Here is a 23,020-nt window from a genome sequence, read left to right as displayed (position 1 = left end):
AACCCCTCCCGTCCCACCGAGAGCATCCAGCAGCCACAGGCCTGCCGACTCCCGGCGTGTCGGGCGCTCATGGACACGGAAGGCCGCGCGCCGGTTCCGCACGCGTGTCGCGTGCCGACGCGCTCACTCGGCCCGGCCCCGGCCGATCCGGTGTGCGGCACCGCAGGCGCGTTCGAGCGCGGGCCGGCCCCGCCTCCGTGAGCGCCGTCGCGGTGTTTCCGCCCGGTGGTCGGTGTGTCGGAGGGCGCCCCCGCTCAAGGGCTTCGGCGTGTCGGCCGCCCCCGACGGCACTGCCGCAGGCGTGTCGCGAGTACTGCCGACCCGCAGGCACACGCGGCGGTGCCCCCGGCGCGGGCCCGTTCCGAAGTCGCGGGCACCGCCCGTGACGTGCCCGGACGCGGCACGCCCGGTACGTCAGATGTCCGTCGCCTTCCCGGCCGCGGTCCGCCCCAGCGTGCTCTCCCGCTCGGCGAGTCGATAGTCCGCCCAGATCCGGCGCGGTTCCGGTGCCCGGTCGTTGAGGCGGGCGAGCACCGACTCCACCGCCAGCCGGCCGATGGCGGCCTTGTCCGGCGACACGGACGTGAGGGTCACCGCCCCGAAGCGTCCCTCGATCACGTCGTCGAAGCCGACGACGGCGATGTCCTCCGGTACCCGCAGCCCCCGTTCGTGCAGCACCCGCATCGCCCCGATCGCCATCGGGTCGTTGTAGGCGAACACCGCGTCGGGCCGCCGTCCGCTGTCGAGGATGTGGTTCATGGCCAGCGCCCCGTCGGCGTGTCCCCAGCCGTCGGTGGCGGCGACGAGCCCTTCGTCGGCCGGCAGTCCGGCCGCGCCGAGCTCCTCGCGCCAGCCGCGCACGCGCAGTTGCGCCGGCTCGCTGCGGCCGCGCCGGGCCCCGATGAACGCCACCTCCCGGCGCCCCAGACCGATCAGGTGCCGGACGGCGGCGCGGGCCGCGGCCACGTTGTCGATGGCGATGTGGTCGTACGGCAGGTCGTAGTCCCGCTCCCCGAGCAGCACCAGCGGCACGTCCTGGGCGCGGTCGCGCAGGTCCTCGGTCTCCAGCTCGATGGGGCTGAGGATGAGTCCGTCGATGACCCGGGCCCGGAAGCCCTGGCTCACCAGCAGTTCCTGTTCGCGCATGCCCCCGGTGTGGTCGAGCAGGACGATGTAGTCGTGCTCGGACGCGGCGTCGATGACGGAGGCGGCCAGCTCGGCGAAGTAGGGGTTCCCGAGTTCGGGCAGGGCGAGTGCGATGATGCCCGTACGCCCTTTCCGCAGATGCCTGGCGGCGAGGTTGGGCCGGTAGCCGAGCGCGTCGATGGACCGCTGGACACGCTCGCGCATGGCCGGGGTGACGTGCTGGTAGTTGTTCACCACGTTGGAGACGGTCTTGATGGAGACCCCCGCGTGCGCGGCGACGTCCTTGAGGCTGACCCGCACGGCAATCCCTTCGTGAGCGGCCCGCCCCGGTCGGTCGGTGCGGATGCGCGCCGTCACCACGAGCCGTGCGCCGAGCCGCTGGGCTCAAGTTTTACAACGTTATACATGCCGTTCCGTGACACTGACAAGGCGTGAACGGGGACGTGTCGAGAACGGCCCCACAGGCCTCGCCGGGCCGGAGGGCCACCGGGCGCCGGCGACGGTGCCGTCACGGGAAGTGTCGTCCCGCGAGCCGGTCGCCGTCCACCGTCGTGGCCCGCGAACGCGGTGGCGCGCACGGCCCGAGCGGCCCGGCCCTCATCCTCCCGTGCTCTCCCGCACGATCAGCCGGTGCCCCGCCGTCTCGTCGACCGCCGGCCCGCCGGATCCGCCCGCGTCGATACGGTCCAGCAGCAGCTCCACCGCCCGCCGCGCGATGCCGCGCTTGTCCGGGGCGACCGTGGTGATGGTGGGGATGCTGAACCGGGTGGCCTCGATGTCGTCGAACCCGACCACGTCGAGGTCCCCGGGCACCGACCAGCCGTCCTCGTGGAGCGCCCGCACCGCCCCGAGCGCCAAGTGGTCGTTGAGGCAGAGCATCGCGTCCGGCCGCTCCGGCAACCGCATCAGCGCGCGGGCGGCGGCGGCCCCGTCGGCCCAGCGGAACGCGGGTACCGGAAGGACCAGTTCGTCCGGCAGCGCCACCCCGGCCGCGGCCAGGGCCTCCTGGTGGCCGACCGTGCGCAGCCGGCTGGTGTTCCGCGCCCCGTGCAGATCACCGCCGATCACCGCGATGCGCCGGCGGCCCCGCGACAGCAGGTGCTCGGTCGCCTCGCGCGCCGCCGTCACGTTGTCGATCGCCACATGGTCCGCGCTGCCGGGCAGGTTGCACTCGCCCAGCAGCACCAGCGGCAGCCGGGTGTCGCGATCGGCCAGGTCGCGGGGGAGCAGGGCGAGCGGCGAGAGGATGACGCCGTCGGTGAACTGGGCGTCGAACCCGCGCACCGCGGCCAGTTCCTTCTCGTGCCGTCCGCCGGTCTCGACCAGCAGCGTGGTGCTGCCCCGGCGTTCGGTCTCCGCCATGACGTGCCGGGCCAGCTCGGCGAAGTAGGCGACGTCCAGGTCCGGCACGGCCAGCGCGATCATGCCCGTACGGCCCCGGCGCAGTTGCCGTCCGGCGATGTTGACCCGGTAGCCGAGGGCGTCGATGGCCTCCCGCACCGCGGCCCGGGTCCGCTCGGAGACGTGCTCGTAGTCGTTGAGGACGTTCGACACCGTCTTCGCCGAGACGCCGGCGTACTCCGCGACGTCCTTGATCCTGGGCCTGCCCATGCTTCCCTTCTCGCCCCTCCCGCTGCCTGGGGGATCGTAACCGCAGCTCCGGCGGGTCCGGTCGCGGGTGGGGTGAACCGTCGTGTCGAAAACTTTCCGTCGCCGCCATTTACATCGATGTAATCGTATGGTCGCATGACCCCCGTACGTAGCGCACCTGCACTGATGAGGAGCAGCATGAGCACGCCCCTGCCCCCGGACGTCCCGCGTCCGGAGTACCCCCGGCCCCAGTTCGTCCGCGAGGCATGGCTGAACCTCAACGGCCGCTGGCAGTTCGAGACGGACCGCGGGGACAGCGGACTGGAGCGCGGACTGCGCGACCGCGACCTCGAGGGCGAGATCCTCGTGCCCTTCTGCCCGGAGTCGGAACTGTCGGGCATCGGCGACACGGACTTCATGGAGGCCGTCTGGTACCGGCGCACGGTGACGATCCCGGCCGAGTGGTCCGGCTCCGACGTGCTGCTGCACTTCGGAGCGGTGGACCACGACGCCACCGTCTGGGTCAACGGCACCGAGGTGGCCCGCCACCGCGGCGGCTTCACCCCTTTCACCGCGGAACTGCGCGGGGCGGCCGCGCCCGGCGAGGAGGCCGTGATCGTGGTCCGCGCCCGCGACACCCGGCACGGCCTGCAGGCCCGCGGCAAGCAGGCCACCTGGTACGCCAACACCCACTGCCACTACACCCGCACCACCGGGATCTGGCAGACGGTGTGGCTCGAACCGGTGCCGGCCGCGGTCCGCCTCAAGCGCCCGCGGATCACCCCGGACCTGGGCTCGGGCTCCTTCCACGTCGACCTCCCGGTCACCGGGAACCTGCCGGGCCACCGGGTGCGCGCGGTCCTCACGGACGAGCACGGCGAGGTCGTGTCCGCCTCCGCCCGCGCCGACCTCGACCTGTGCCCCAGGCTGGTGCTGACCGTGCCCGAGGACCGGCTGCGCACCTGGTCGCCGGCCGACCCGCACCTGTACGACCTGCGCCTCCAGCTCCTCGACGCCGACGGCGGGGTGGTCGACGAGGCGACGTCGTACGCCGGACTGCGGTCGGTCGCCATCCGCGGCAAGCGGGTCCTGCTCAACGGCGAGCCGGTGTTCCAGCGGCTGGTGCTCGACCAGGGGTACTACCCGGACGGGCTGATGACCGCCCCCACCGACGCCGACCTCGTGCGCGACATCGAACTCGGCCTGAAGGCCGGCTTCAACGGGGCCCGGCTGCACCAGAAGGTGTTCGAGGAGCGCTACCTCTACCACGCCGACCGCCTCGGCTACCTGGTGTGGGGCGAGTTCGGCGACTGGGGCTGCGAGGTCGGCGTACGCGACGACAACCAGCGCCCCGACGCCAGTTACGTCGCCCAGTGGCTCGAAGCCCTGGAACGCGACCACTCGCACCCCTCGATCATCGGCTGGTGCCCGCTGAACGAGACGTACCAGAACCTGCACGACCGGATCACCCAGCTCGACGGCGTGACCCGGGCGATGTTCCTGGCCACCAAGCAGGCCGACCCCAGCCGCCCGGTGATCGACGCCTCCGGCTACGCCCACCGCGTGCCCGAGACCGACGTCTACGACTCGCACTGCTACGAGCAGGACCCGGAGGTCTTCGCCAGGACCATGGCCGGACTCGCCGAGGACCGCCCGTACGTCAACACCGCCCCCGACGGCCGCGACTGGTCCGTGCCCTACCGCGGACAGCCCTACTTCTGCAGCGAGTTCGGCGGCATCTGGTGGGACGCGGCCGTCGCCGCGACCGCGGCCGGCGACGAGCGGGGAACGTCCTGGGGATACGGCGAACGGCCGCGCACCGCCGAGGAGTTCCTGGCCCGCTTCACCGGCCTGGTGGACGTCCTGCTCGACGACCCGGACATGTTCGGCTACTGCTACACGCAGCTCACCGACGTCTTCCAGGAGCGCAACGGCGTCTACGGCTTCGACCGCGGCGAGAAGTTCGACACCGCCGTACTGCGCCGCGCCCAACAGCGCACGGCCGCCTGCGAATCCGCCCGCTGACCGACCCGGTCCCGGCCCGGCGGACGACCGGAACCGGATCCCGGCCCCCACGGCACGTCCTCCGCGGCGTCCGCCGGCGATGTACATCGATGTAGAGAAAGGTAGTGCCATGGTCGACCTGCCTGGCCCAAGGGCCGCCTCCGCCGGGTCGGAAGGCAAGCGTGCCGCGCCGTCCCGACGAGGAATCCTGCGCGCCTCCCTGGCCTCCGCCGCCGTACTCCTCGGCGGCGGGGCCCTCGCCGGCTGCGGTTCCGCCGCGGCCTCGGCGGATCCGCGCACCGTGCGCATGTGGGATCTGTTCAGCGGCGCCGACGGCGCCCTGCTCGACGAACTCATCGGCACCGCCCGCTCCGACATGTCCGGCACCCGCGTCGAGCGGACCGTGCTGGAATGGGGCACGCCCTACTACACCAAGCTCGCCATGGCCTCGGCCGGCGGGCGCGGCCCGGACGTCGCCGTCTCCCACATGTCGCGCCTGGCCGGGTACGCGCCCCTGGGACTGCTCGACCCCTGGGACACCGACCTGCTGGCCGAATTCGGCGTCACCGAGGAGGACTTCGCCGCAGCGGTGTGGGACCGCACCCAGTACCGGGGCCGGACGTTCGCCATACCGCTGGACACCCACCCCTTCATCGTCTTCTACCACCCCGACCCCGTCCGCAAGGCCGGGCTGCTGACCGGCGACGGAAGCCTCGACCAGGACGCCTTCGCCGGCCCCGAGCGGTTCCTCGAGGCGGGCCGGGAACTGGCCAGGGCCTCCGGCAAGCAGGGGATCTCCTTCGGCTACGTCAACGACACGGCACAGGGCTGGCGGTTGTTCTACGGCCTCTACCGGCAGACCGGGAACGACTTCGACCTGCCCGTCGGCGGCACCGTCACGGCGAACCTCGACGCGATGACCGAGGTCATCGCCTTCATGCGGAAACTGGTCGACGGACGCGCCAACCCGCGCCGGCTCGACTACCCCGCGGCCCTCGCCAACTTCACCAACGGGCAGACCGCGATGATCCTCTCCGGCGAGTGGGAACTCGGCACCTTCCGGGCCGCCGACCCGAAGCTCGGGGCGGCGCCCTTCCCCACGGTGTTCGGCACCCCCGCGGTCTACGCCGACTCCCACTCCTTCGTGCTGCCGCGCCGCCCCGACCCCGACGAGGCGCACCGCAGGCGCACCCACCAGGCGGTGGCCGCCATCCTCAAGGCCGGACAGACCTGGGCGAAGGCCGGTCACATCCCGGCGTACCAGCCGGTGACGCGTACCGAGGCCTACGCACGGCTGGAACCGCAGGCGCGCTACGCGGCGGCGGCCGACCATGTGGTGCTCGACCCGGCCGTCTGGTTCGCCGGAGCCGGATCCGACTTCCAGAACTCCATGTCGCAGGTGCTCCAGCAGTCCATGCTCGACGGCCTGGCACCCGACCGGGCCGCCCGCGCCATGGTCGAGCGGATCAACACCGCCCTCTCCAAGCCCAGCCCGGCCTGAGCCGCCGCGAAGGAGGCAGCAGATGTCCACCGAACTCGCTTCCCGCGGCCGTCCCAAGGCCGCCCACCCCGCGGAGGGACTCGGCGCGACCCTGCGCCGCGCCCTCTCCCCGGGGCTCCTCTTCGCCCTGCCGTTCCTCGTCCTGTTCGTCCTCTTCATGCTCTGGCCGCTGGTGCAGGGCGTCTGGATGAGCCTCACCGACACCTCGCTCGCCGCCCGCGACGCGTCCTTCATCGGACTGGACAACTACGCGGAGGCCCTCGGCGACGCCGAGATGTGGCGCACGATGTGGCACACCGTGTGGTTCACCGTCGTCTCCACCGTGCCCCTGGTGGTCGTCGCCCTCGCCATGGCCCTCCTGGTGCACACCGGACTGCCCGGCCAGTGGGTGTGGCGGCTCGCGTTCTTCGCCCCGTACCTGCTGCCGGTCGGCGTGATCGGCCTGCTGTGGGGCTGGCTCTACCAGCCGGACCTCGGCCTGTACAACCACCTGCTCCAGGCGGTCGGGCTGGACGGCTACGCCTGGCTGAGCGACGAGTCCGTCGCCCTGTACGCCATCGTGATCGCCACCCTGTGGTGGACCGTGGGCTTCAACTTCCTGCTGTTCCTCGCGGCGCTGCAAGCCGTGCCCGACCACCTGTACGAGGCGGCCGCCCTGGACGGAGCCGGCGCCTGGCGGCGGCTGTGGCATGTGACACTGCCCCAGCTGCGGCGCATCACCGGCGTGGTCACGGTCCTCCAGATCCTTGCGTCGCTGAAGGTCTTCGACCAGGTGTACCTGCTCACCAAGGGCGGCCCGAACGGCTCCACCCGCCCCGTCGTCGAATACCTCTACGACATGGGCTTCACCGGCTACCGCCTCGGCTACGCCTCCGCCATCAGCTACGTCTTCTTCGCCCTCATCATCCTCGCCTCCGCCGTGCAGTTCGTCGCCCTTCGCCGCAGGGAGAAGTGACATGACCTCCATCGACGTCCCCACACGGCCCGCGCGCCGCACGGTCTCCCCGCTCCCCGCCGCGCGCCGGGCCCAACGCAACCGGCCGACTGCGCAGCGCGGCCCCAACCTCACCCTCGGCGCGAGCCGGCTGTCCCGCACCCTGGCCCTGGCGGCGCTCGCGGTGATGGCGCTGATCTGGCTGCTGCCGATGGCCTGGGCGGTGCTCACGGCGTTCAAGTCCGAGCAGGACGCCAGCGATCCGGTGGACTGGATCCTGCCGCGGGGCGGCTTCACCCTGGACGCGTTCCGCACCGTGATCGAGCGCGGCGATCTGCCGCTGTGGATGCTGAACAGTTTCTTCATCGCCGCGGCCGTCACCGTCATCACCGTGGCCGTGTCGGCGATGGCCGGCTACGCCTTCTCCCGCACGCTGTTCCGCGGCCGGCGCTGGCTGTTCTCCGTCACCATGGCCTCGATCCTCGTGCCGCCGCAGCTGCTGATCGTGCCGTGGTTCCAGCAGATGCTGACCCTGGACCTCGTCGACACCTATGCGGCGGTGATCCTGCCGCAGACCGTCGCGCCGGTGATGGTCTTCATCCTGAAGAAGCACTTCGACACCATCCCGCGCGAGCTGGAGGAGGCCGCCCGCATCGACGGCGCGGGCCACGCGCGGATCTTCTGGTCGGTGATGCTGCCGCTGTCCCGCCCCATGCTCGCCGCGGTGTCGATCTTCGTCTTCATCGGCGCGTGGAACAACTTCATGTGGCCGTTCGTGTCGACGTCCGACCCGGCACTGATGACCCTGCCGGTCGGCATCACCGCGGTGAAGGACGCCTACGGCGTCAACTACGCCCAGACCATGGCGTCCTCGGTGCTGGCCGCGCTGCCCCTCGTGCTGGTGTTCGTCTTCTTCCAGCGGCACATCGTGAAGTCGGTGGCCACGACCGGCCTGGGCGGCCAGTGACACCCGGTGGCGTGCCGGAGGCGGCCGCGGCCGTGTGAGGCGTTAGCGTCGGCGCATGGCCGGTGATCCCCGTGGATGGCGGGTGTGTCTGCTCGGCGGCGCGGTGTTCGCGGTGTGCATGACCGGCACCACGCTGCCGACCCCGCTCTACCCCCTGTACCAGCAGAAGTTCGGCTTCTCCGAGCTGACGGTCACCGTCGTGTACGCGGTGTACGCCTTCGCGGTCGTCGGGGTGCTGCTGCTGGCGGGCAACGCCTCGGACGCCGTGGGCAGACGCCCCGTGCTGCTGTGGGGTCTGGGCTGCGCGGCCGCGAGCGCCGTCTGCTTCCTGTGCGCCACCGGCCTGGTCTGGCTGTACGCCGGACGGCTGCTGTCGGGGCTCTCCGCCGGACTGTTCACCGGGGCCGCCACGGCGTACGTCATGGAGTCGGCACCGCGGGGCGGAGAGGCCCGGGCCACGTTCGTCGCCACCGCCGTCAACATGGGCGGACTCGGCTGCGGTCCGCTGCTCGCCGGCCTCCTCGCCGAGTACGCGCCCCGGCCGCTGTACCTGCCGTTCGCCGTGCACCTCGCCCTGGTGGCCGGATCGGTCGCCGTCCTGTTGTGGCTTCCGGAGACCGTGCGGCCACGCCGCCCGCTGCACACCGTACGGCCGCAGCGGCCCGGAGTGCCGCCGCAGGTGCGGCCGGTGTTCGGTCCGGCGGCGACCGCCTCGTTCGTGGGTTTCGCATTGTTCGGGGTGTTCACCTCCGTCAGCCCGGCCTTCCTCGCGCAGTCCCTGGACGTGACCGACCACGCCGTGAGCGGGCTGGTCGTGGCGCTGGCCTTCTTCTCCTCGACCGGAGGTCAGCTGGCCGCCGGCCGGGCCGGCCCGGTCCGGTCACTGCCGCTGGGCTGCGCCGGGCTCCTCACCGGGCTGGCGCTGCTCGCCGCCGCGTTGCGATGGGACCAGCTGACGCTGGTGGTGCTGAGCGCGATCACCGGGGGCTTCGGCCAGGGGCTCGCCTTCCGCGGGGCGCTGACCGCGGTGGGCGGCGCGTCCCCGGCGGACCGGCGCGCGGCGGTGATCTCGAGCCTGTTCGTGGTGGCGTACACGGGCATCTCGGTGCCGGTCATCGGGGTGGGGCTGCTGACCGGCCCGATGGGCCTGGAGGGCGCGGGACTGGTGTTCATCGCCTGCATGGGAGCCCTCGTCGTGGCGGCGGCCGGATACCTCCTGCGCCGGCCGGTGCCGGCGGGGGCCTGAACACCGGCTGGGCGCCTGGCCGGCGGAGGTGCTTCCGGCGCCGTCCGGGTGACCCGGCCGTACTACGACTCGATGAATTCCAGGATGTCGCGGTTGAGGACGTCCGGATGGGTCGACAGCATGCCGTGGGGGTACCCCTCGTAGGTCTTCAGAGTGCCGTTCTTGAGCAGCTCGACCGTCAACGGCGCGGAGTCCTCGTAGGGAACGACCTGGTCGTCGGTGCCGTGCGCGACGAGGACCGGGACGCCGATCTTCTTCAGGTCCTCGGTGAAGTCGGTCTCCGAGAACGCCTTGATGCACTCGTAGTGGGCGTTGGCCGCCCCCATCATGCCCTGCCGCCACCAGTTGTCGATCAGGCCCTGGGAGACCTCCGCGCCGGGCCGGTTGAATCCGTAGAACGGACCCGACGGCACGTCGATGTAGAACTGCGCGCGGTTGGCGGCCAGGGCCGCGCGGAACCCGTCGAAGACGTCGATCGGCAGACCGCCGGGATTGCTCTCGGACTTGACCATGACCGGGGGTACCGCGCCCACCAGCACCGCCTTGGCGACCCGGCCCGGCTCGGCCCGCGCGACGTACCGCGCGACCTCTCCGCCGCCGGTCGAGTGCCCGATGTGTACGGCCCCCCGGAGATCGAGGGCGCCGGTCAGCACCGCCACGTCCGCGGCGTAGGTGTCCATCTCGTGGCCGGTCGAGGTCTGACTGGAGCGGCCGTGACCACGCCGGTCGTGAGCGATCACGCGGTAGCCCCGGGACAGGAAGAACAGCATCTGGTTGTCCCAGTCGTCGGCGCTGAGCGGCCAGCCGTGGTGGAAGACGATCGGCTGTCCGTCGCGCGGACCCCAGTCCTTGTAGAAGATGGTCGTGCCGTCGGGGGTGGTGACCGTGCCCATGGTGATCCCTCCGCGTGATCCGGATCGACGGCACTCACCTTACGCGCCGGCCGGGCGCGCCTCACCTCCTGAATGTCCGCCGAGGGACGGTTAGGTGCGCCTTATGGTGTTTCGATGCCGCTTGTTCCCAGATGGGTCCTCTTCTCCTCGGGGTGTGCGCCCGTCCTGCTGATCGGGGGCTGGACGATCGCGGCGTCGCTGGAGGGGCCCGCCTACGACCCCGCCACTCAGACGATCAGCGTCCTGGCGGCCTACGGAGCCGCGGGGTCCTGGGTGATGACCGCCGCGCTGCTGGCGCTGGGCGCCTGCCATCTGCTCACCGCCTGGGGGCTGCGGGCGGCGGCGACGGCCGGACGCGTGGCGCTGGCCGGCGGGGGAGTGGCGGCGCTGGTGGTGGCGCTGCTGCCGGCGCCGAGCAGCGGGGGGTCCCTGCGCCACGGTTCGGTGGCCGCGGTCGGATTCGCGCTGCTGGCCCTGTGGCCACTGCTGGCCACCGGTGACGGTGCCGCTCCATGGGCGCTGCGGCCGGCGGCCTCGGCCGTGGCGACCGCCTTGATGGTCGTCGGCGCCGTGTGGTTCCTCGTCGAGATGCACCGCCAGGGCGTGGCCGGTGTCGCGGAACGTGTGGTGACGGCCCTTCAGTCCCTGTGGCCCTTCGTGGTCGTCATCTCCTGCCTCCGTCATGTCGGGGACGACGGGCGGCCCGCGGTTCAGGCGGACTGACGGGGGTCGGTGAGGTGCGGGCCGGTGGGCGGCCGGTGCGGCAGTGTGCGGGCGTCGACGGTGAACAGGCCGTCGAAGGCGAGTGCGAGATAGCGGCGCCAGGCCTGCGGCTGCTGATCCAGCACGGGCGCCGCCGTCTGGTGGATGCCGCCGAGCAGCAGCACGATGTCCGTTCCCGTGATGTCGTCACGGACGGTGCCCTGTTCGCGTGCCCGAGTGGTGAGGGCCTCGACGACGCCGCCGAGGCGGGCGATCTCGTCGCGCACCTCGGGACGCTGCGACGACGGCCGCCCGATCACCTCGCGGAAGGCGCGGTCGGCGGCGAGTGCCTGCACGCCGGCCGTCATGAACTCCCGCAGCGCCTCACCCGCGTCGTCGGCCTCCAGCAGGCGCTCCGCCGTGCCGACGAGCCGGCCGAGCAGCCGGAGCGCGATCGCCGCGAGCAGTTCGTCCTTCGACGGGAAGTGCCGGAACACCGTGCCCTTGGCGACACCGGCGCGCTGGGCGATCTCGCCCATCGGCACGTCCACTCCGCCCTCGGCGAACGCCTCCGTCGCCGCCGTGAGCAGCAGGTGCCGGTTGCGGACCATGTCCGCCCGCGGGCTCTGCGGGGCCGCCCTCTCGACCATGGTGCCTCCTCCCGGTGGGACCCTACCAACAAGGTGACCGGGCGGTCATGTTGGGTGTCACGGTCACGACCGGATCCGCGGGCGTCCGCCCGTCGCCCTCGTCCGGCGCCGGGTCGGCGCCCACGGTCTCCGCGGCGATCTCCGCCTCCGGCCGCCCGTCCGGCTCCCCGGGCTCCACGCCTCCGTCGGCGCCCCGCCGGAGGCCGGCGGCCCCCGGGGCCACGGCCGACTGGTGGAGCAGCGTGACACTGTCGGCCGTGGCGGCCGGCGGGTCGGTCCAGCAGCAGGCGTGTTCGTGCAGCACCTGTCCCGGCGCCCGGTGCCGGAGCTGCTCCCGTACGCGGGCCCTCCTCCTCGTCGGCGGTCGCGCCGAGGTCGTGGGCGATGACGACGGTGTCCTGCCGGCCGGCCTCGTAGGGCTCAGCCGGAAGGTCCAGCACCCCGGCGTCGGCCAGGCCCGGGATCCTGCTTCCGCGGTCCGGCAGCGGCGACACCGAGCGCGGTCGTACGCCGCCGGCGGCGAGCACCGACCGCAGCCGCAGCAGGCCGAGCGGACACTGGCCGTGGGCGTCCTGGATCCAGGCGTACCGGCCGGCCGTTCCGGCGCCGTACCCCTACGGGGACATCGTGCGGGCCCGTCCGGGGCGCGCGGTCGGCGCCGCGGCCGCCTTACGGAGGTCGTCGAACCCGGCCGTCCGGGCGGTCCGCCCGGCGACGAGGGCGACCTGATCGAGAGGCCCTGCCGGCCTGCCACAGTCGGCGCAGCGTGCCGGGAACGTCGTCCGCGTCGAGACGTTCCCAGGCCTCGGACAGGTCCGGGGAGGCGGGCCGGCGGTTTCCGCGCGAGAACATGCGCGGCGTCCTCCCCGGCGACCGCGGCGGGCCCCAACCGTGTTGTTCCGTGCCCCGGGCCGGGGGGTGTGCCGGCCGCTTCAGCGGGGCGTGCCCGTGGGGAACTCCTCGCTGCCGAGTACGCGCAGCAGCTCCAGCCGCTCGCGGGTCTCGGCGTCCGCCGGTGTGAGCACCAGCAGTTGCTGTCGCTGATCGGGGGTGACCAGGGTCTCGCAGTCCATCAGCAGGCGGCCCACCCGCGGGTGCAGGAACGTCTTGCGGTCGGCGCGCCGGACCGCCACCTCGTGCTCCGCCCAGAGTCGGCGGAAGCGCTCGCTCGCGGCCCGCAGCCGTTCGACGAGTCCGGTGACCGTGGGGTCGCCGGCCCGGCGCCCGGCGACCGCGCGCAGATCGGCCACGAGCTGACGGGAGTAGTACTCCTCTTCCTCGGCCGGGCCGACGGCGCGCGCGGCCGGTTCGGTGAACCAGCGGTAGACGATGTAGCGGCGGTCGCCGGAGAAGCCGGTGAGGTCGCCCGTCAGCAGAACGGACGCCCGGTTCTGCGCCAGCACTTCCCCCAGGTCGGACATCACCAGGGCCGGCGTGTCGCCGAGCAGGTCGAGCATGCGCACCAGACCCGCCCGGGCCAGGCGGGCCACCCCGTCGGCGGGCGGGGGCCGGTGACCGGCCAGATGGAACAGGTGGTCGCGCTCGTCGTCGGACAGGCGCAGCGCACGGGCCAGCGCGACGAGCAGCTGCGTCGAGGGCTGACTGCTGCGGCCCTGTTCGAGGCGTACGACGTAGTCGACCGACATGCCCGCCAGCATCGCGACCTCCTCCCGGCGCAGACCGGCGGTGCGGCGGCGGGGCCCGTCGGTGATGCCGACGTCGGCCGGGCGGATCGCCTCGCGGCGGCGGCGCAGGAAGTCGGCGAGTTCCTCACGTTGCATGACCTCATGGTCCCTCGCGGCGTACCCGCCGATCCAGGGAGCGGCTCTCCCATGATGAACGCTCCGCTCCCGGTGGCACCGGCACCGGCGCAAGGTGGGTGACGGATCGACCACGAAGGAGAACACGATGCAGACACGCACTCTGGGCAGCAATGGTCCGACCGTCTCCGCGCTGGGCCTGGGCGCGATGAGCATGTCGGGTGCCTACGGCGCGGCCGACCGCACGGAGAGCATCGCCACCGTGCACGCCGCGCTGGAGGCCGGTGTCACGCTGATCGACACGGGCGACTTCTACGCCATGGGCCACAACGAACTGCTGCTCGCCGAGGCCCTGCGCGGCCGCGACCGGGACGGCTACCGGCTGAGCGTCAAGTTCGGCATGCTGAGCGGACCGACCCCGGCCATGGGCGGGTACGACGGCCGTCCCGAGGCGGTGAAGAACTTCCTCGCCTACTCGCTGACCCGGCTGGGCACCGACCACATCGACATCTACCGTCCCGCGCGGCTGGACCCGGCGGTGCCGATCGAGGAGACCGTGGGCGCGATCAAGGAGCTGATCGACGCCGGGTACGTACGGCATCTCGGCCTCTCGGAGGTCGACGCGGCGACGATCCGCCGGGCGCACGCCGTGCACCCCGTCACCGACCTGCAGATCGAGTACTCGCTGATCTCCCGCGCGGTCGAGGCGGAGGTCCTGCCCACGCTGCGGGAGCTCGGCATCGGCCTGACCGCGTACGGCGTCCTCGGCCGCGGCCTCATCTCCGGGCACTGGACCGCCGGCCGGGGCGCCGGCACCGGCGACCACAGGGCGCTCAGCCCCCGGTTCTCCAGCGGCAACGTGGAACACAACCTCGCTCTCGTGGAGGCCCTGCGCAAGGTCGCCGCCGCGAAGGGGTGCACCGTCGCCCAGCTGGCCATCGCCTGGGTCGCCGCACAGGGCGAGGACATCGTGCCGCTGGTCGGCCCCCGCACCCGCGAGCGGCTGACCGAGGCGCTGCCCGCGCTGGACCTCGCCCTCACCGCGGACGACCTCGCCGAGATCGAGAAGGCGGTGCCGCCGGGCGCGGCCCGCGGCGACCGCTACCCGGCCGCGTTCATGGCCTCCCTCGGCGTGGGCAACTGAGCCCGGCTGTACGGCGGGGTCCGTCGGACGCGACCGACCCCGCCGGTCTGCTCCCGCCCGAACAACCTGACGTCAGCAGCCGTCGCGGTACGGCGTGCCGGGAGCGATGCGTTCCCAGTACGCCCGGGCCGGCGGCGGGATCCGCCCGCAGACATGTGCCGCCACCCGGTGCGGGTCCAGGCCCCAGGTACGCCAGGTGCCGTCCCGGCTGACCGTGTGCAGGGTGTCGTCGCCGTCGAACACGGCGTCCTGGACCCGCCCGGTGTGCCCGCGGAGCGTCGCCTTCGGGGCCCGGCCCGGGACGTCCCAGCCGGTCATCGTCACCCCCGTCCTTCCGCCGGTGTCCGCACGGCGGACCGCTCCGGATGTATCACCGTGTGATCGAACGCATACCCGAAGTATGTGCCGCGCGTCGTCGCCGCGCCCGGAACGGCGCACGTCAAGAGGGGTTTCCCGTTTCCTGTGGAGCTGGGAAACAGACAACCCCTTCCTGGAGTACCGGCCGTGGCCGAAGCATGTGGTGGCGACCCACCTCACCGTCCGGCGGACAGTGCCCCGCACTGCCCGCCATCACACGGAGTAGGACCTCACGCATGAGCGACGCGGAGCGGATCTTCGACATGGTGCCGGCGGGAGCGGTGGCGCTCTACGCCAGACGGCGTCTCGCACGGCAGACGGACCGGCTGGAGGCGGCCCGCGCCGTGGTCGAGAGGGTCCAGCGGACGCTGCTCCCGTCCCCGCCGCGACGTATCGGCGATCTCGAACTGGCGGCCCGCTACGAGGCAGCCCACGGCGAGGCGCGGCTGGGCGGGGACCTGTACGCGGTCCGGGTCACCCGCTTCGGGACGCGCGTACTGCTCGGCGACGTCCGCGGCAAGGGCCTGGACGCCGTCTCCACCGTGTCCGTCCTCCTGGGCGCGTTCCGGGAGGCGGCGGAACGGGCTCCCGACCTCGCCGCCCTCGCCCGGCGACTGGACACCGCTCTGGAGCGTGAGGCGCCCGGCCGCGAGGCCGACGTGCTCGAGACCGTCTTCGCCACGGCGCTCCTGCTCGAGTTCCCCGCGGACACCCACGCGATGCGCCTGCTCAATCTCGGACACCCCCCTCCCTACCTGGTCCGCGGCATCGACACGGGCACGGTGGGCGACACGGAGCCGGGGCTGCCCCTCGGCCTGGGGCACCTGTACCGCGGCCGCCCGGCCGTCACCGAGGTGGCCTTCGAGCGGGGCTCGGTTCTGATCATGGTCACGGACGGTGTCACCGAGGCCCGCAACCGCACCGGCGACTTCTACGACCCCCAGCGGCACCTGCCGCGTCTGGCCCCCTTCCCCGCCGCGCACACCGCGGCCGGCGCGGTGCTGGCCGATGTGAAGCGGTGGGCCGACGGCCCCCCGGCGGACGACCGGGCGATCCTCGCCGTCCGGCGCGACACCTCCGGCCCGTAGGGGGAATGAGGCCGTTCGCGCCACCCCGGAACCCTGGGAATATACCCCTGGGGGGTATATGTTGCTCTCGGTGGGCCGACACCGGTCACCCGAGACGCCGAATGGGGACGAAGATCATGGATCACGGCACGCATCACACCGCCACCGGGCACGGGCACGCCTCCTGGGCGACGGCGGCGAAAGCGACGCTGCACTGCCTGACCGGGTGCGCCATCGGCGAGATCCTCGGCATGGTCATCGGCACGGCCCTGCTGTGGGGCAACGTACCGACCATGATCCTCGCGATCTTCCTCGCCTTCGTCTTCGGCTACTTCTTCACCCTCTTCGCGGTGATGCGCGCGGGCCTGTCCCTGAGGACCGCGGTCAAGGTGGCGCTGGCCGCCGACACGGTCTCCATCGCGGTGATGGAACTGGTCGACAACGCGATCATCGCCCTGACGCCGGGCGCGATGGACGCGCACCTGTCGGACGGGCTGTTCTGGTCGGCGCTGCTCGGCGGCTTCGCCGTGGCGTTCGTGGTCACCACGCCGGTGAACAAGTGGATGATCGGCCGCGGCAAGGGCCACGCCGTCGTCCACGCCCATCACTGATCCCGGAGCACCTAGCGCTCGCGGTCCAGGACGCGGCGGGCCGCCTCGGCCTCCGCCGCCGACGGGGACAGCTCGTCGAGGGAGTCGAGCTCGGTGTCGGACTCCAGCTCCCGTTCCCAGGCCGCCGCCAGCCGTTCCTGTTCCTCGCGCGGTCTGCCGCTGACGGCCTCCCGGTGGTGAGGGTCCAAGGCCGTGAGGAATCGTCCGACCGGGTCCGTGGGCATGCCGTGCTCCTTGTCGTTCGGAAGGGGCCGCGCTACCGACCCAGGATGGCCAGCCGGCCCCGGGACGGCCGCCCGACACGGCCTGCGACCACCCTGATGGCCCCGCCCCGCCGACGGCGGCCCGCGCGGGACCACCGGTGCCGGGCCGGTCGGGCTCCGCGGGGCGTCCCACCCGCCGAGCGCCCGCTCCACCGCCCCGCGCCACGGCGGTGCCCGTCCCGGGACGAGGCCCCCGGGACCCGTTGTCAGAGCCCTGCCCTACAGTTCCCGTCACTTGATCACTGCGGGTGCGGGAGGCACGCATGGGGTGGGTGTCGGCAGGCGACTACGAGGTCGCCCTCGACGACGGCAAGGTGGTGTGCCGCAACGCGGCCGGACGGCGGCTGAAGTCCGTACCGCCCAAGATCGCCGACGATCCGGCGGTGGTGGGGCTGCGTCAGCTCACCGAGTGGCTGGAGCGGCACGAACGGCAGTGCCTGGCCGATGTGGAGCGGTGGATGGTGCGCTCGCTGCCGGTGCCGTTCGCGGTCCTGGCGCGGGTGTGGCCGGACCCCGCCTGGCAGGCCGCCCTCCGCGACGTGGTGGTCACGGGCACGGACGGCGCGGTGGCCGGATTCCTGCGGGACGCCGATCCCGAGCGCGGCCTCGGCCTGGTCGACCTCGACGGCGACACCGTCCGTCTCACCCCCGGCCTGGTCCGCCTGCCGCACCCCGTGCTCCTCGACGACCTGGAGGAGCTGCGGGAGTTCGCCGTCGAGCTCGGCGTCGAACAGCGCGCCCAGCAGCTGTTCCGCGAGGTGTGGCACCGGCCCGCGGCACTCGACGCCGAGGCCGCCTCCGTCGAGGACTACGCGGGCGGCGCCTTCAAGGAACTGCGGTTCCTGCACGGCCGCGCGACCCAGCTGGGCTACCGCGTGCGCGGCGGCCACGCCGTGTGCTCCGTGGTGGAGGACGGCCACGCCGTCGAGGCCCGGGTGTGGGTCGGCGACTACGACGGCTACGAGGAGACGGAGACCGGCCCCCTGGTCTTCACCGACCCGGCCGGCCGGGTGCTGAAGCTCGGCCGGGTCGGGCCGGTGGCCTGGTCGGAGGGCATGCGCATGGCGGCCGCGCTGTACGCCGGACGCGACATCGAGGACGAGGAGCGTGCGGCATGACGACGTACGACGGATTCACCTACGACGAGACCACCTCCGCCGCGCTGCTCGACGCCGGCGCCGTACTGCCCCCGGGCACCACCGACCGGGAGGACGCCGACGTCCTCACCGTCCGCACGTACACGCACACCGCGCTGGACGAGCGGAAGGTCGTGCGGCTGGTGCCGGGCACGCTGGGCGAGGCGGAGGACCTCGCCCTGGACTTCCTCGGACTGGTCCGCGAGCCGGAGACCCGCGAGGTCGGGCAGGTGCGCCGGGAGACCCTCGGCTTCCCCGCGTGGGCGCTGGTCAACGACCCGGCGAACGGGCACCACGCGCTGGCGCTGGTCAAGGACGTCGAGCGGCTCGCCCGGCAGGCCAAGTCCCGCCCCGGCACCGCGAAGGAGGGCTTCGAGGCGCTCGGCGAGCGGCTCGGCCGGGCCGTGCCGCACTTCCTGCCCACCTTCTACGAGCAGGCCGCCCGCGTCTTCCTCCAGCACGAGAACACCACCTACGCGGCGGCGTTCTTCGGCAAGGCCCGCGACGCGGAGCGGGTGCACGCGCTGACCGTGGACGAGGAGCGGCAGCGGGCCGTGTTCCTGGAGTTCGCCTTCGCCGGGGCACTGACGGTCAAGGCGCTCAAGGAGCACGTGAAGGCCCTCGCGGCGCGGCTCACCCCGGCCGAGGCCTGGGCCCAGTTCCGGCAGCTGACCGTGGAACGCTGCGCGGCCGGCATGCCGCCGTACGCGTCGCTGCCCCAGGACGCCCGCGCCCTGATCAAGGCCGCAGGCCTGGACCGGGTCACCGAGGAGTGCGCCCTGGTCGCGGACCTGCTCGCGTCGCCCGCGGCGGTCCGGGCCCCCGCGTCCTTCTGGGACACCTACCGGGCGACCCTCGTCGTCCTGGCCGAGCAGCAGCCCGCCGTACGGGGGCGGCTGCTGGAGATCATGCCGGCCGGGCTGGGCCGCTCGACGCAGGACGACGAGTTCTGGCTGGCACTGCTCGCGGAAACCGGCGCCGACCGGCTGCTCACGGCCGAGGACGGGGCGGTGGAGGCGGTCGACTCGGCGGACTGGCTCACCCGCTGGGCCCTGCACCGCAAGCACGGCGGCACGGTCAGCGACCGCTCGCCCGCCACCCTCGCGCTCGTGGAGCGCATGGCTCCGCGCCTGCGCGAGCAGGGCCGTCCCGTCGACCTCTTCACCGGCCGCTGGCACGCCGGCGCCGACCTCGACCTGCTGGACCTGTGCGTGGCGCAGGACGTGCCGCTGGCCCCGCCCGGGGCCGACACGGACGTCCACCTCGACCTCGGCCGGTGGCTGAAGGACACCCGGCCCGGGCGGCGCGACCTGACGGCCGTCGCGGCGGACCGGCACGGCCGCCGCATGCTCTACGACGCCGTCGGCAACCAGCACCGCCGGCACACCGGCCGAGGGCTGCTGGAGGGAATCGCCGGCCACCCCGTGCTCGCCGACGTGCTCCGCGAGTGGCTGGACGACGCCGCCGGCGAGCTGGACGGCGCGGCCGGCCTGGCGGCCGCCCGCGCGGCGCTCGAGCGGCTGAGCCCGTTCCGCGGGATCGCCGCACGGATCAGCCCGGGGGCCGTCGCCCGGGCCGCCGCACTCGACATCGCCCCGCTGCTCGGCAACACCCTGCGCGCCGGCATCCCGGACGAACTGGGCTGGCCCGCCCTCGACGAGGCGCTGCGCCGCCTCGACGCCGAGACCCGGCGCGACAGCGAGGACACCCTCGCCGTCCACGAGGCATGGCCGGCCCTGATCCTCTCCCGCAGGCACAAGGCGATCGTCGTGGGACCGCAGGACGTCCTGCTGGAACACGACCTGCGGCTGCCCGTCGAACTGGACCGCTGGCAGCGCCCGTCGTTCCGCTACACCGACGGCGAACTGCTGGTGATGTGGCGGCAGGACAACAAGCAGTACGGCTACTGGTCGGCCCGCCCGACCGAGGTGTTCCCGCTGGGCGGCGAGAAGCTCCCGCACTGGTACAGCAGCGGTGACGCCGGCGAGACCTCGATCCCGCTGCCGGACGGCGGCCGTGCCACCGGCGGGCGCGCCCTGCACGCCGGTGACACGGTCCTGCCGCCCGCGCGCCGCATCCTCGGGGACGGCACCTCGTACTGGCGCCAGGGACGGCAGGGGCCGCGGCAGGTGTGGCTCGAGTACGACCCGGCCACCGGCACGCACGGCCGCGCCTCGCTGCCCGCGTTCCTGCGCTCCGGCATCCGCGAGGGCGCCACCCTGCTCCAGCAGGACTGCGCGGTGCTGCCCCTGCAACCCGGCCTGGAGCACAGCCCGTTCGGCACGGACGGCACGGTCCTCGGCCGCTGGGTGCGCACCGAGGGCGAGGGCGACGAGGCCCGCACCGTCGTCGGTACGCCGGACGGCCGGACCGTCACCCTGCCGACCGGCCGGACACCGGGCGTCCCGGTCGGCGCCCTGCGGCTGCCCGGCGGCGTCGAGCCCCTGGTCGTCGCCCACTACCATCACCGTCAGGTCACCCTGTACACGACGGACGACACCACCGGTGTACGGGAACTGGGCCGGCTGGCGCCGCTGCAGCGCGGCGGCGAGTTCGCCGCCGGCACGCGGCTCGTTCCGCCGGTCGACTTCTGGCACGCGCTGCGGCCGCGCGACGAGAGCGCCTCGGCGCTCCTGCGGGCGCTGAGCGACGAGCAGGCCGGGGAACTGCTGCGGGCCGGGGCCCGCGCGCTGGCGGAGCGGCAGGCGAAGGTGGCGGCCATCCGGGCGAACGCGGCGCCGGGGGACGGGAACAGTGCGGAAACCACCACCGGAAAGCCCGCCGTCCCGAGCGCCGACGAGGTCCTGAGAGAGATCGTCTCCCGTTCTCTGCCCGCCCTCACCGAGCCCCATGTGCTCACCGGCGTCACCTCCCTCGTGCACGCGGTGCTGCGTCTCGCGGAGTCCGTCGCCATGTTCGTGGCGCCTCCGGCGGAGCGGCCCAGGACGGAGCCCCGGCGTGTCGAGGGCATGTTCGCCGACTACAGCCCCGAGAACGGCGACGACCAGACGCTGCGCGAGGCGACCGCCGGTCTCGCCGTGCAGCACGGCTGGTGGAGCGAGCAGCGGTGGAGCGTGCTGCGTCAGATCCGCGCCGTCAACCACGTCCTGTCCGGGAAGCCCGCCGACGGCAAGCCGCTGCCCGGCACCGCCCGGCTCACCGGCCCCGCCGGCGGATGGCACAGCGACGAGTTCACCGTCCCGGAGATCGGTGCGCAGTGGCCGTCCCTCCTGGACGTGCTGCGCCCGCTCGCCTACCGGGCCGCCACACCCACCCTGACGGAGGCGCACCGCACGGCCCTGCTGCTGTTGTTCGAGGCGATCACCGAGGGCCCGCTGGCCGCACCCGGAGGCGCGCTGCGCGAGGTCGTCCTGAGCGAGCCGCGCGGCAAGCAGGAACGCGCCGGTCAGGTGCTGCGCCGGGAGGGCCGCACCGTCGTCGTCCTCGGCTGCCAGAACGTCGACCACCGCGCCGGACGGGTCAACTGGCTGGCCCTGGACCACGATCCGGCCGGCGCCTTCGGCGCCGTCGCACACTTCACGCTGGAGCGGGAGACCGCGCACCCGCCGGTGTTCCCGGCGGACGCGCTGACCGCCGTCGCCGGCCTGGTCCGGGACAAGGGCGCCGCGCCCTGGCAGCCGGAAGCGCCCGCCGCCCTGGCCGCCGCCACGCGGGACGGGCTGGGCCCGGTGCAGGCGGCCCTGCTGCTCGCCGGGCGGCCGTCGCAGCTCACCGACGAGGTGATCGCCGCCACCGGGCTGAAGCCGCGCCAGAAGCAGCTCGGCGACGCACTACTGGGCTCGCTGGAGCCCGGCGACCGCCTGGCGCTCATCGGCGCGCTCCTCCCCGAGAACCCCGGTGACCTGTGGACCGCCGGACCGGACACGGACGCGGCGGGCCGCGTGTGGGCCCAGCGCCTCGACGGGGTCGTCCGCCTGCCCGAGGACCTCGCCGCGGAACTCTCCCCGGCCGGTGTGCCCACCGACTCCGTCGAGGAAGTGCTCAACCCGCACCGCACCCCCTGGATCAGCCGCACCACCGTGCAGCGACCCGACAAGGACGGCAACCTCGTACCGGACGACCCCCGGGCCCTGCCCGGCCGGTACCACCTGACGCGTGCCGTGGCCGCCCTGGCCGGGCTCGCCTACTCCCTGCCGTACGGGCACCCCCTGCGCGCCGCCCTGCCCGGAGGGCTCACCGCGCTGCGCCGCCGCGTCGCGGACCCCGCACTGCTGCTCGACCTCGACCTGGAGTGGACCGAGAAGGGCACGCCGACCGCCGCCGAACTGCGCAAGGCGTACGGACTGCCCGCCACCGGCGGCGCCGACGCGCACGGACTGACACACGTCGGCGAGGCACTGGTGCTGCGCCCCTGGTACGGGGACCAGGAAGCCGTCCTGGTCCGCACGAGCGCCCTCAGCACGGTGGACGACCCCCTGTTCGGACTGATCGAGGGAATCGTCGGACCCGGACGGCGCGACGGCATGCACGCGCTGCGGACCATCCTGGGCGACGAACTCGCCCGCGCCCTCGCGGCCGGAACGGACCCCGGGGGACCCACCGGCTACGCCCAGGACCCGACCCTGAGCGTCCCCGCCCTGGTCACCGAGGTCGCCGAAACCCATGGCCTCGGCGAGGACGCGGCGGCGCTCTACCTGCAACTGCTGGCCCTGCCCGACCCGACGGACCGCAACCGCGCCCGCTGGACGGGCTGGAAGCCCGCCCGCACGAAGAAGGCCCGCACCGAACTGGCCGCCACCGGCCTGGTCGTCGAGGCGAAGCGGGCCCGCGCCGGACGCACCCTCTTCCTGCCGTGCGGCTGGCTCGACCTGAAGTCCCCCGCCCAGCCGGTGGAGGTCTGGAAGCAGGGCCTCTACCCGGTCCACGACCGCTCCCAGGCGGTGCCGCTGATACCGGTACCCGAGCTGTTCAGGCGCGCCTGGGACCGCGTCCGCGCCGGCGACGCACCCGCCTACGAGGAACTCACCACCCGCGCCACCCGCAAGGGCCGCCGCCGATGACCACCGTCCACCCGCACCCGGAAGAACC

19 protein-coding genes are annotated in these 23,020 nt (G+C 73.4%); 11 read left to right on the top strand and 8 right to left on the bottom strand.

What is annotated here, in order from left to right; genetic code table 11:
- Positions 1–414 precede the first annotated feature (414 nt).
- A complete protein-coding gene (locus KUM38_RS30030) occupies positions 415–1,446 on the bottom strand; it encodes a LacI family DNA-binding transcriptional regulator (RefSeq protein WP_217133944.1) in 1,032 nt (343 codons plus the stop codon).
- A 297-nt stretch (positions 1,447–1,743) separates the two neighbouring features.
- Positions 1,744–2,757, bottom strand: a complete 1,014-nt coding sequence (locus KUM38_RS30025) for a LacI family DNA-binding transcriptional regulator (protein WP_217133942.1) — start codon at positions 2,755–2,757, stop codon at positions 1,744–1,746.
- 177 nt (positions 2,758–2,934) lie between these two features.
- Between KUM38_RS30025 and KUM38_RS30020 the strand changes: the two genes are divergently transcribed.
- The 5 genes from KUM38_RS30020 to KUM38_RS30000 all read left to right on the top strand — a co-directional run bounded on the left by KUM38_RS30020 (position 2,935) and on the right by KUM38_RS30000 (position 9,388).
- On the top strand, positions 2,935–4,761 hold the full coding sequence (locus KUM38_RS30020; protein ID WP_217133940.1) for a glycoside hydrolase family 2 protein: 1,827 nt from the start codon (positions 2,935–2,937) through the stop codon (positions 4,759–4,761).
- 109 nt (positions 4,762–4,870) lie between these two features.
- Positions 4,871–6,241, top strand: coding sequence for an extracellular solute-binding protein (locus KUM38_RS30015; protein WP_374227108.1), 1,371 nt, complete (start codon positions 4,871–4,873; stop codon positions 6,239–6,241).
- A 22-nt stretch (positions 6,242–6,263) separates the two neighbouring features.
- The gene (locus KUM38_RS30010) at positions 6,264–7,196 is read left to right on the top strand and encodes a carbohydrate ABC transporter permease (protein WP_217133938.1); all 933 of its coding nucleotides are present in this window, start codon (positions 6,264–6,266) and stop codon (positions 7,194–7,196) included.
- Between the two features lies 1 nt (position 7,197).
- Positions 7,198–8,142, top strand: a complete 945-nt coding sequence (locus tag KUM38_RS30005) for a carbohydrate ABC transporter permease (protein ID WP_217133937.1) — start codon at positions 7,198–7,200, stop codon at positions 8,140–8,142.
- A 55-nt stretch (positions 8,143–8,197) separates the two neighbouring features.
- Complete coding sequence (locus KUM38_RS30000) at positions 8,198–9,388, top strand: MFS transporter (RefSeq protein ID WP_217133935.1); 1,191 nt, start codon at positions 8,198–8,200, stop codon at positions 9,386–9,388.
- Between the two features lie 62 nt (positions 9,389–9,450).
- On the opposite strand, the gene KUM38_RS29995 is transcribed toward KUM38_RS30000, so the two are convergent.
- Entirely contained in the window at positions 9,451–10,281 is an 831-nt protein-coding gene (locus KUM38_RS29995; RefSeq protein ID WP_217133934.1) for an alpha/beta fold hydrolase, read from the bottom strand.
- Between the two features lie 114 nt (positions 10,282–10,395).
- Between KUM38_RS29995 and KUM38_RS29990 the strand changes: the two genes are divergently transcribed.
- Positions 10,396–11,004 carry a DUF998 domain-containing protein gene (locus KUM38_RS29990; RefSeq protein WP_217133930.1) on the top strand — a complete coding sequence of 203 codons (609 nt, stop codon included), beginning with the start codon at positions 10,396–10,398 and terminating at the stop codon, positions 11,002–11,004.
- On the opposite strand, the gene KUM38_RS29985 is transcribed toward KUM38_RS29990, so the two are convergent.
- The 3 genes from KUM38_RS29985 to KUM38_RS29975 all read right to left on the bottom strand — a co-directional run bounded on the left by KUM38_RS29985 (position 10,992) and on the right by KUM38_RS29975 (position 13,414).
- A complete protein-coding gene (locus KUM38_RS29985; RefSeq protein WP_217133926.1) occupies positions 10,992–11,633 on the bottom strand; it encodes a TetR/AcrR family transcriptional regulator in 642 nt (213 codons plus the stop codon). The two genes, KUM38_RS29990 and KUM38_RS29985, sit on opposite strands and share 13 nt — an antisense overlap.
- A gap of 22 nt (positions 11,634–11,655) precedes the next feature.
- Positions 11,656–11,937 carry a hypothetical protein gene (locus KUM38_RS29980; RefSeq protein WP_217133924.1) on the bottom strand — a complete coding sequence of 94 codons (282 nt, stop codon included), beginning with the start codon at positions 11,935–11,937 and terminating at the stop codon, positions 11,656–11,658.
- Between the two features lie 628 nt (positions 11,938–12,565).
- Positions 12,566–13,414 carry a helix-turn-helix transcriptional regulator gene (locus tag KUM38_RS29975; RefSeq protein ID WP_217133923.1) on the bottom strand — a complete coding sequence of 283 codons (849 nt, stop codon included), beginning with the start codon at positions 13,412–13,414 and terminating at the stop codon, positions 12,566–12,568.
- A 127-nt stretch (positions 13,415–13,541) separates the two neighbouring features.
- Between KUM38_RS29975 and KUM38_RS29970 the strand changes: the two genes are divergently transcribed.
- Positions 13,542–14,537 (top strand): aldo/keto reductase, encoded by a 996-nt coding sequence (locus KUM38_RS29970; protein ID WP_217133917.1) that lies wholly within the window; start codon positions 13,542–13,544, stop codon positions 14,535–14,537.
- 72 nt (positions 14,538–14,609) lie between these two features.
- On the opposite strand, the gene KUM38_RS29965 is transcribed toward KUM38_RS29970, so the two are convergent.
- On the bottom strand, positions 14,610–14,855 hold the full coding sequence (locus KUM38_RS29965) for a hypothetical protein (RefSeq protein ID WP_217133915.1): 246 nt from the start codon (positions 14,853–14,855) through the stop codon (positions 14,610–14,612).
- A 275-nt stretch (positions 14,856–15,130) separates the two neighbouring features.
- Here KUM38_RS29965 and KUM38_RS29960 point away from each other — a divergent pair, with 275 nt between their 5' ends.
- The gene (locus KUM38_RS29960; RefSeq protein ID WP_217133912.1) at positions 15,131–15,982 is read left to right on the top strand and encodes a PP2C family protein-serine/threonine phosphatase; all 852 of its coding nucleotides are present in this window, start codon (positions 15,131–15,133) and stop codon (positions 15,980–15,982) included.
- A gap of 116 nt (positions 15,983–16,098) precedes the next feature.
- Positions 16,099–16,572, top strand: coding sequence for a DUF4396 domain-containing protein (locus tag KUM38_RS29955; protein WP_217133910.1), 474 nt, complete (start codon positions 16,099–16,101; stop codon positions 16,570–16,572).
- Between the two features lie 11 nt (positions 16,573–16,583).
- Here the strand turns inward: KUM38_RS29955 and KUM38_RS29950 are convergent, their stop codons facing one another.
- Positions 16,584–16,796 (bottom strand): hypothetical protein, encoded by a 213-nt coding sequence (locus tag KUM38_RS29950; RefSeq protein WP_217133908.1) that lies wholly within the window; start codon positions 16,794–16,796, stop codon positions 16,584–16,586.
- A gap of 302 nt (positions 16,797–17,098) precedes the next feature.
- Here KUM38_RS29950 and KUM38_RS29945 point away from each other — a divergent pair, with 302 nt between their 5' ends.
- Both KUM38_RS29945 and KUM38_RS29940 read left to right on the top strand, forming a co-directional pair.
- The gene (locus KUM38_RS29945; RefSeq protein ID WP_217133906.1) at positions 17,099–17,953 is read left to right on the top strand and encodes a DUF4132 domain-containing protein; all 855 of its coding nucleotides are present in this window, start codon (positions 17,099–17,101) and stop codon (positions 17,951–17,953) included.
- On the top strand, positions 17,950–22,992 hold the full coding sequence (locus KUM38_RS29940; protein WP_217133904.1) for a hypothetical protein: 5,043 nt from the start codon (positions 17,950–17,952) through the stop codon (positions 22,990–22,992). The genes KUM38_RS29945 and KUM38_RS29940 overlap by 4 nt, the downstream gene beginning before the upstream one ends.
- Positions 22,993–23,020: the final 28 nt, after the last annotated feature.

The organism is Streptomyces sp. AC558_RSS880, assembly GCF_019049255.1.
Lineage (GTDB): Bacteria > Actinomycetota > Actinomycetes > Streptomycetales > Streptomycetaceae > Streptomyces.
Note: the sequence above shows the minus strand (reverse complement) of the source record. Positions and strands in the feature narration are given on the sequence as shown.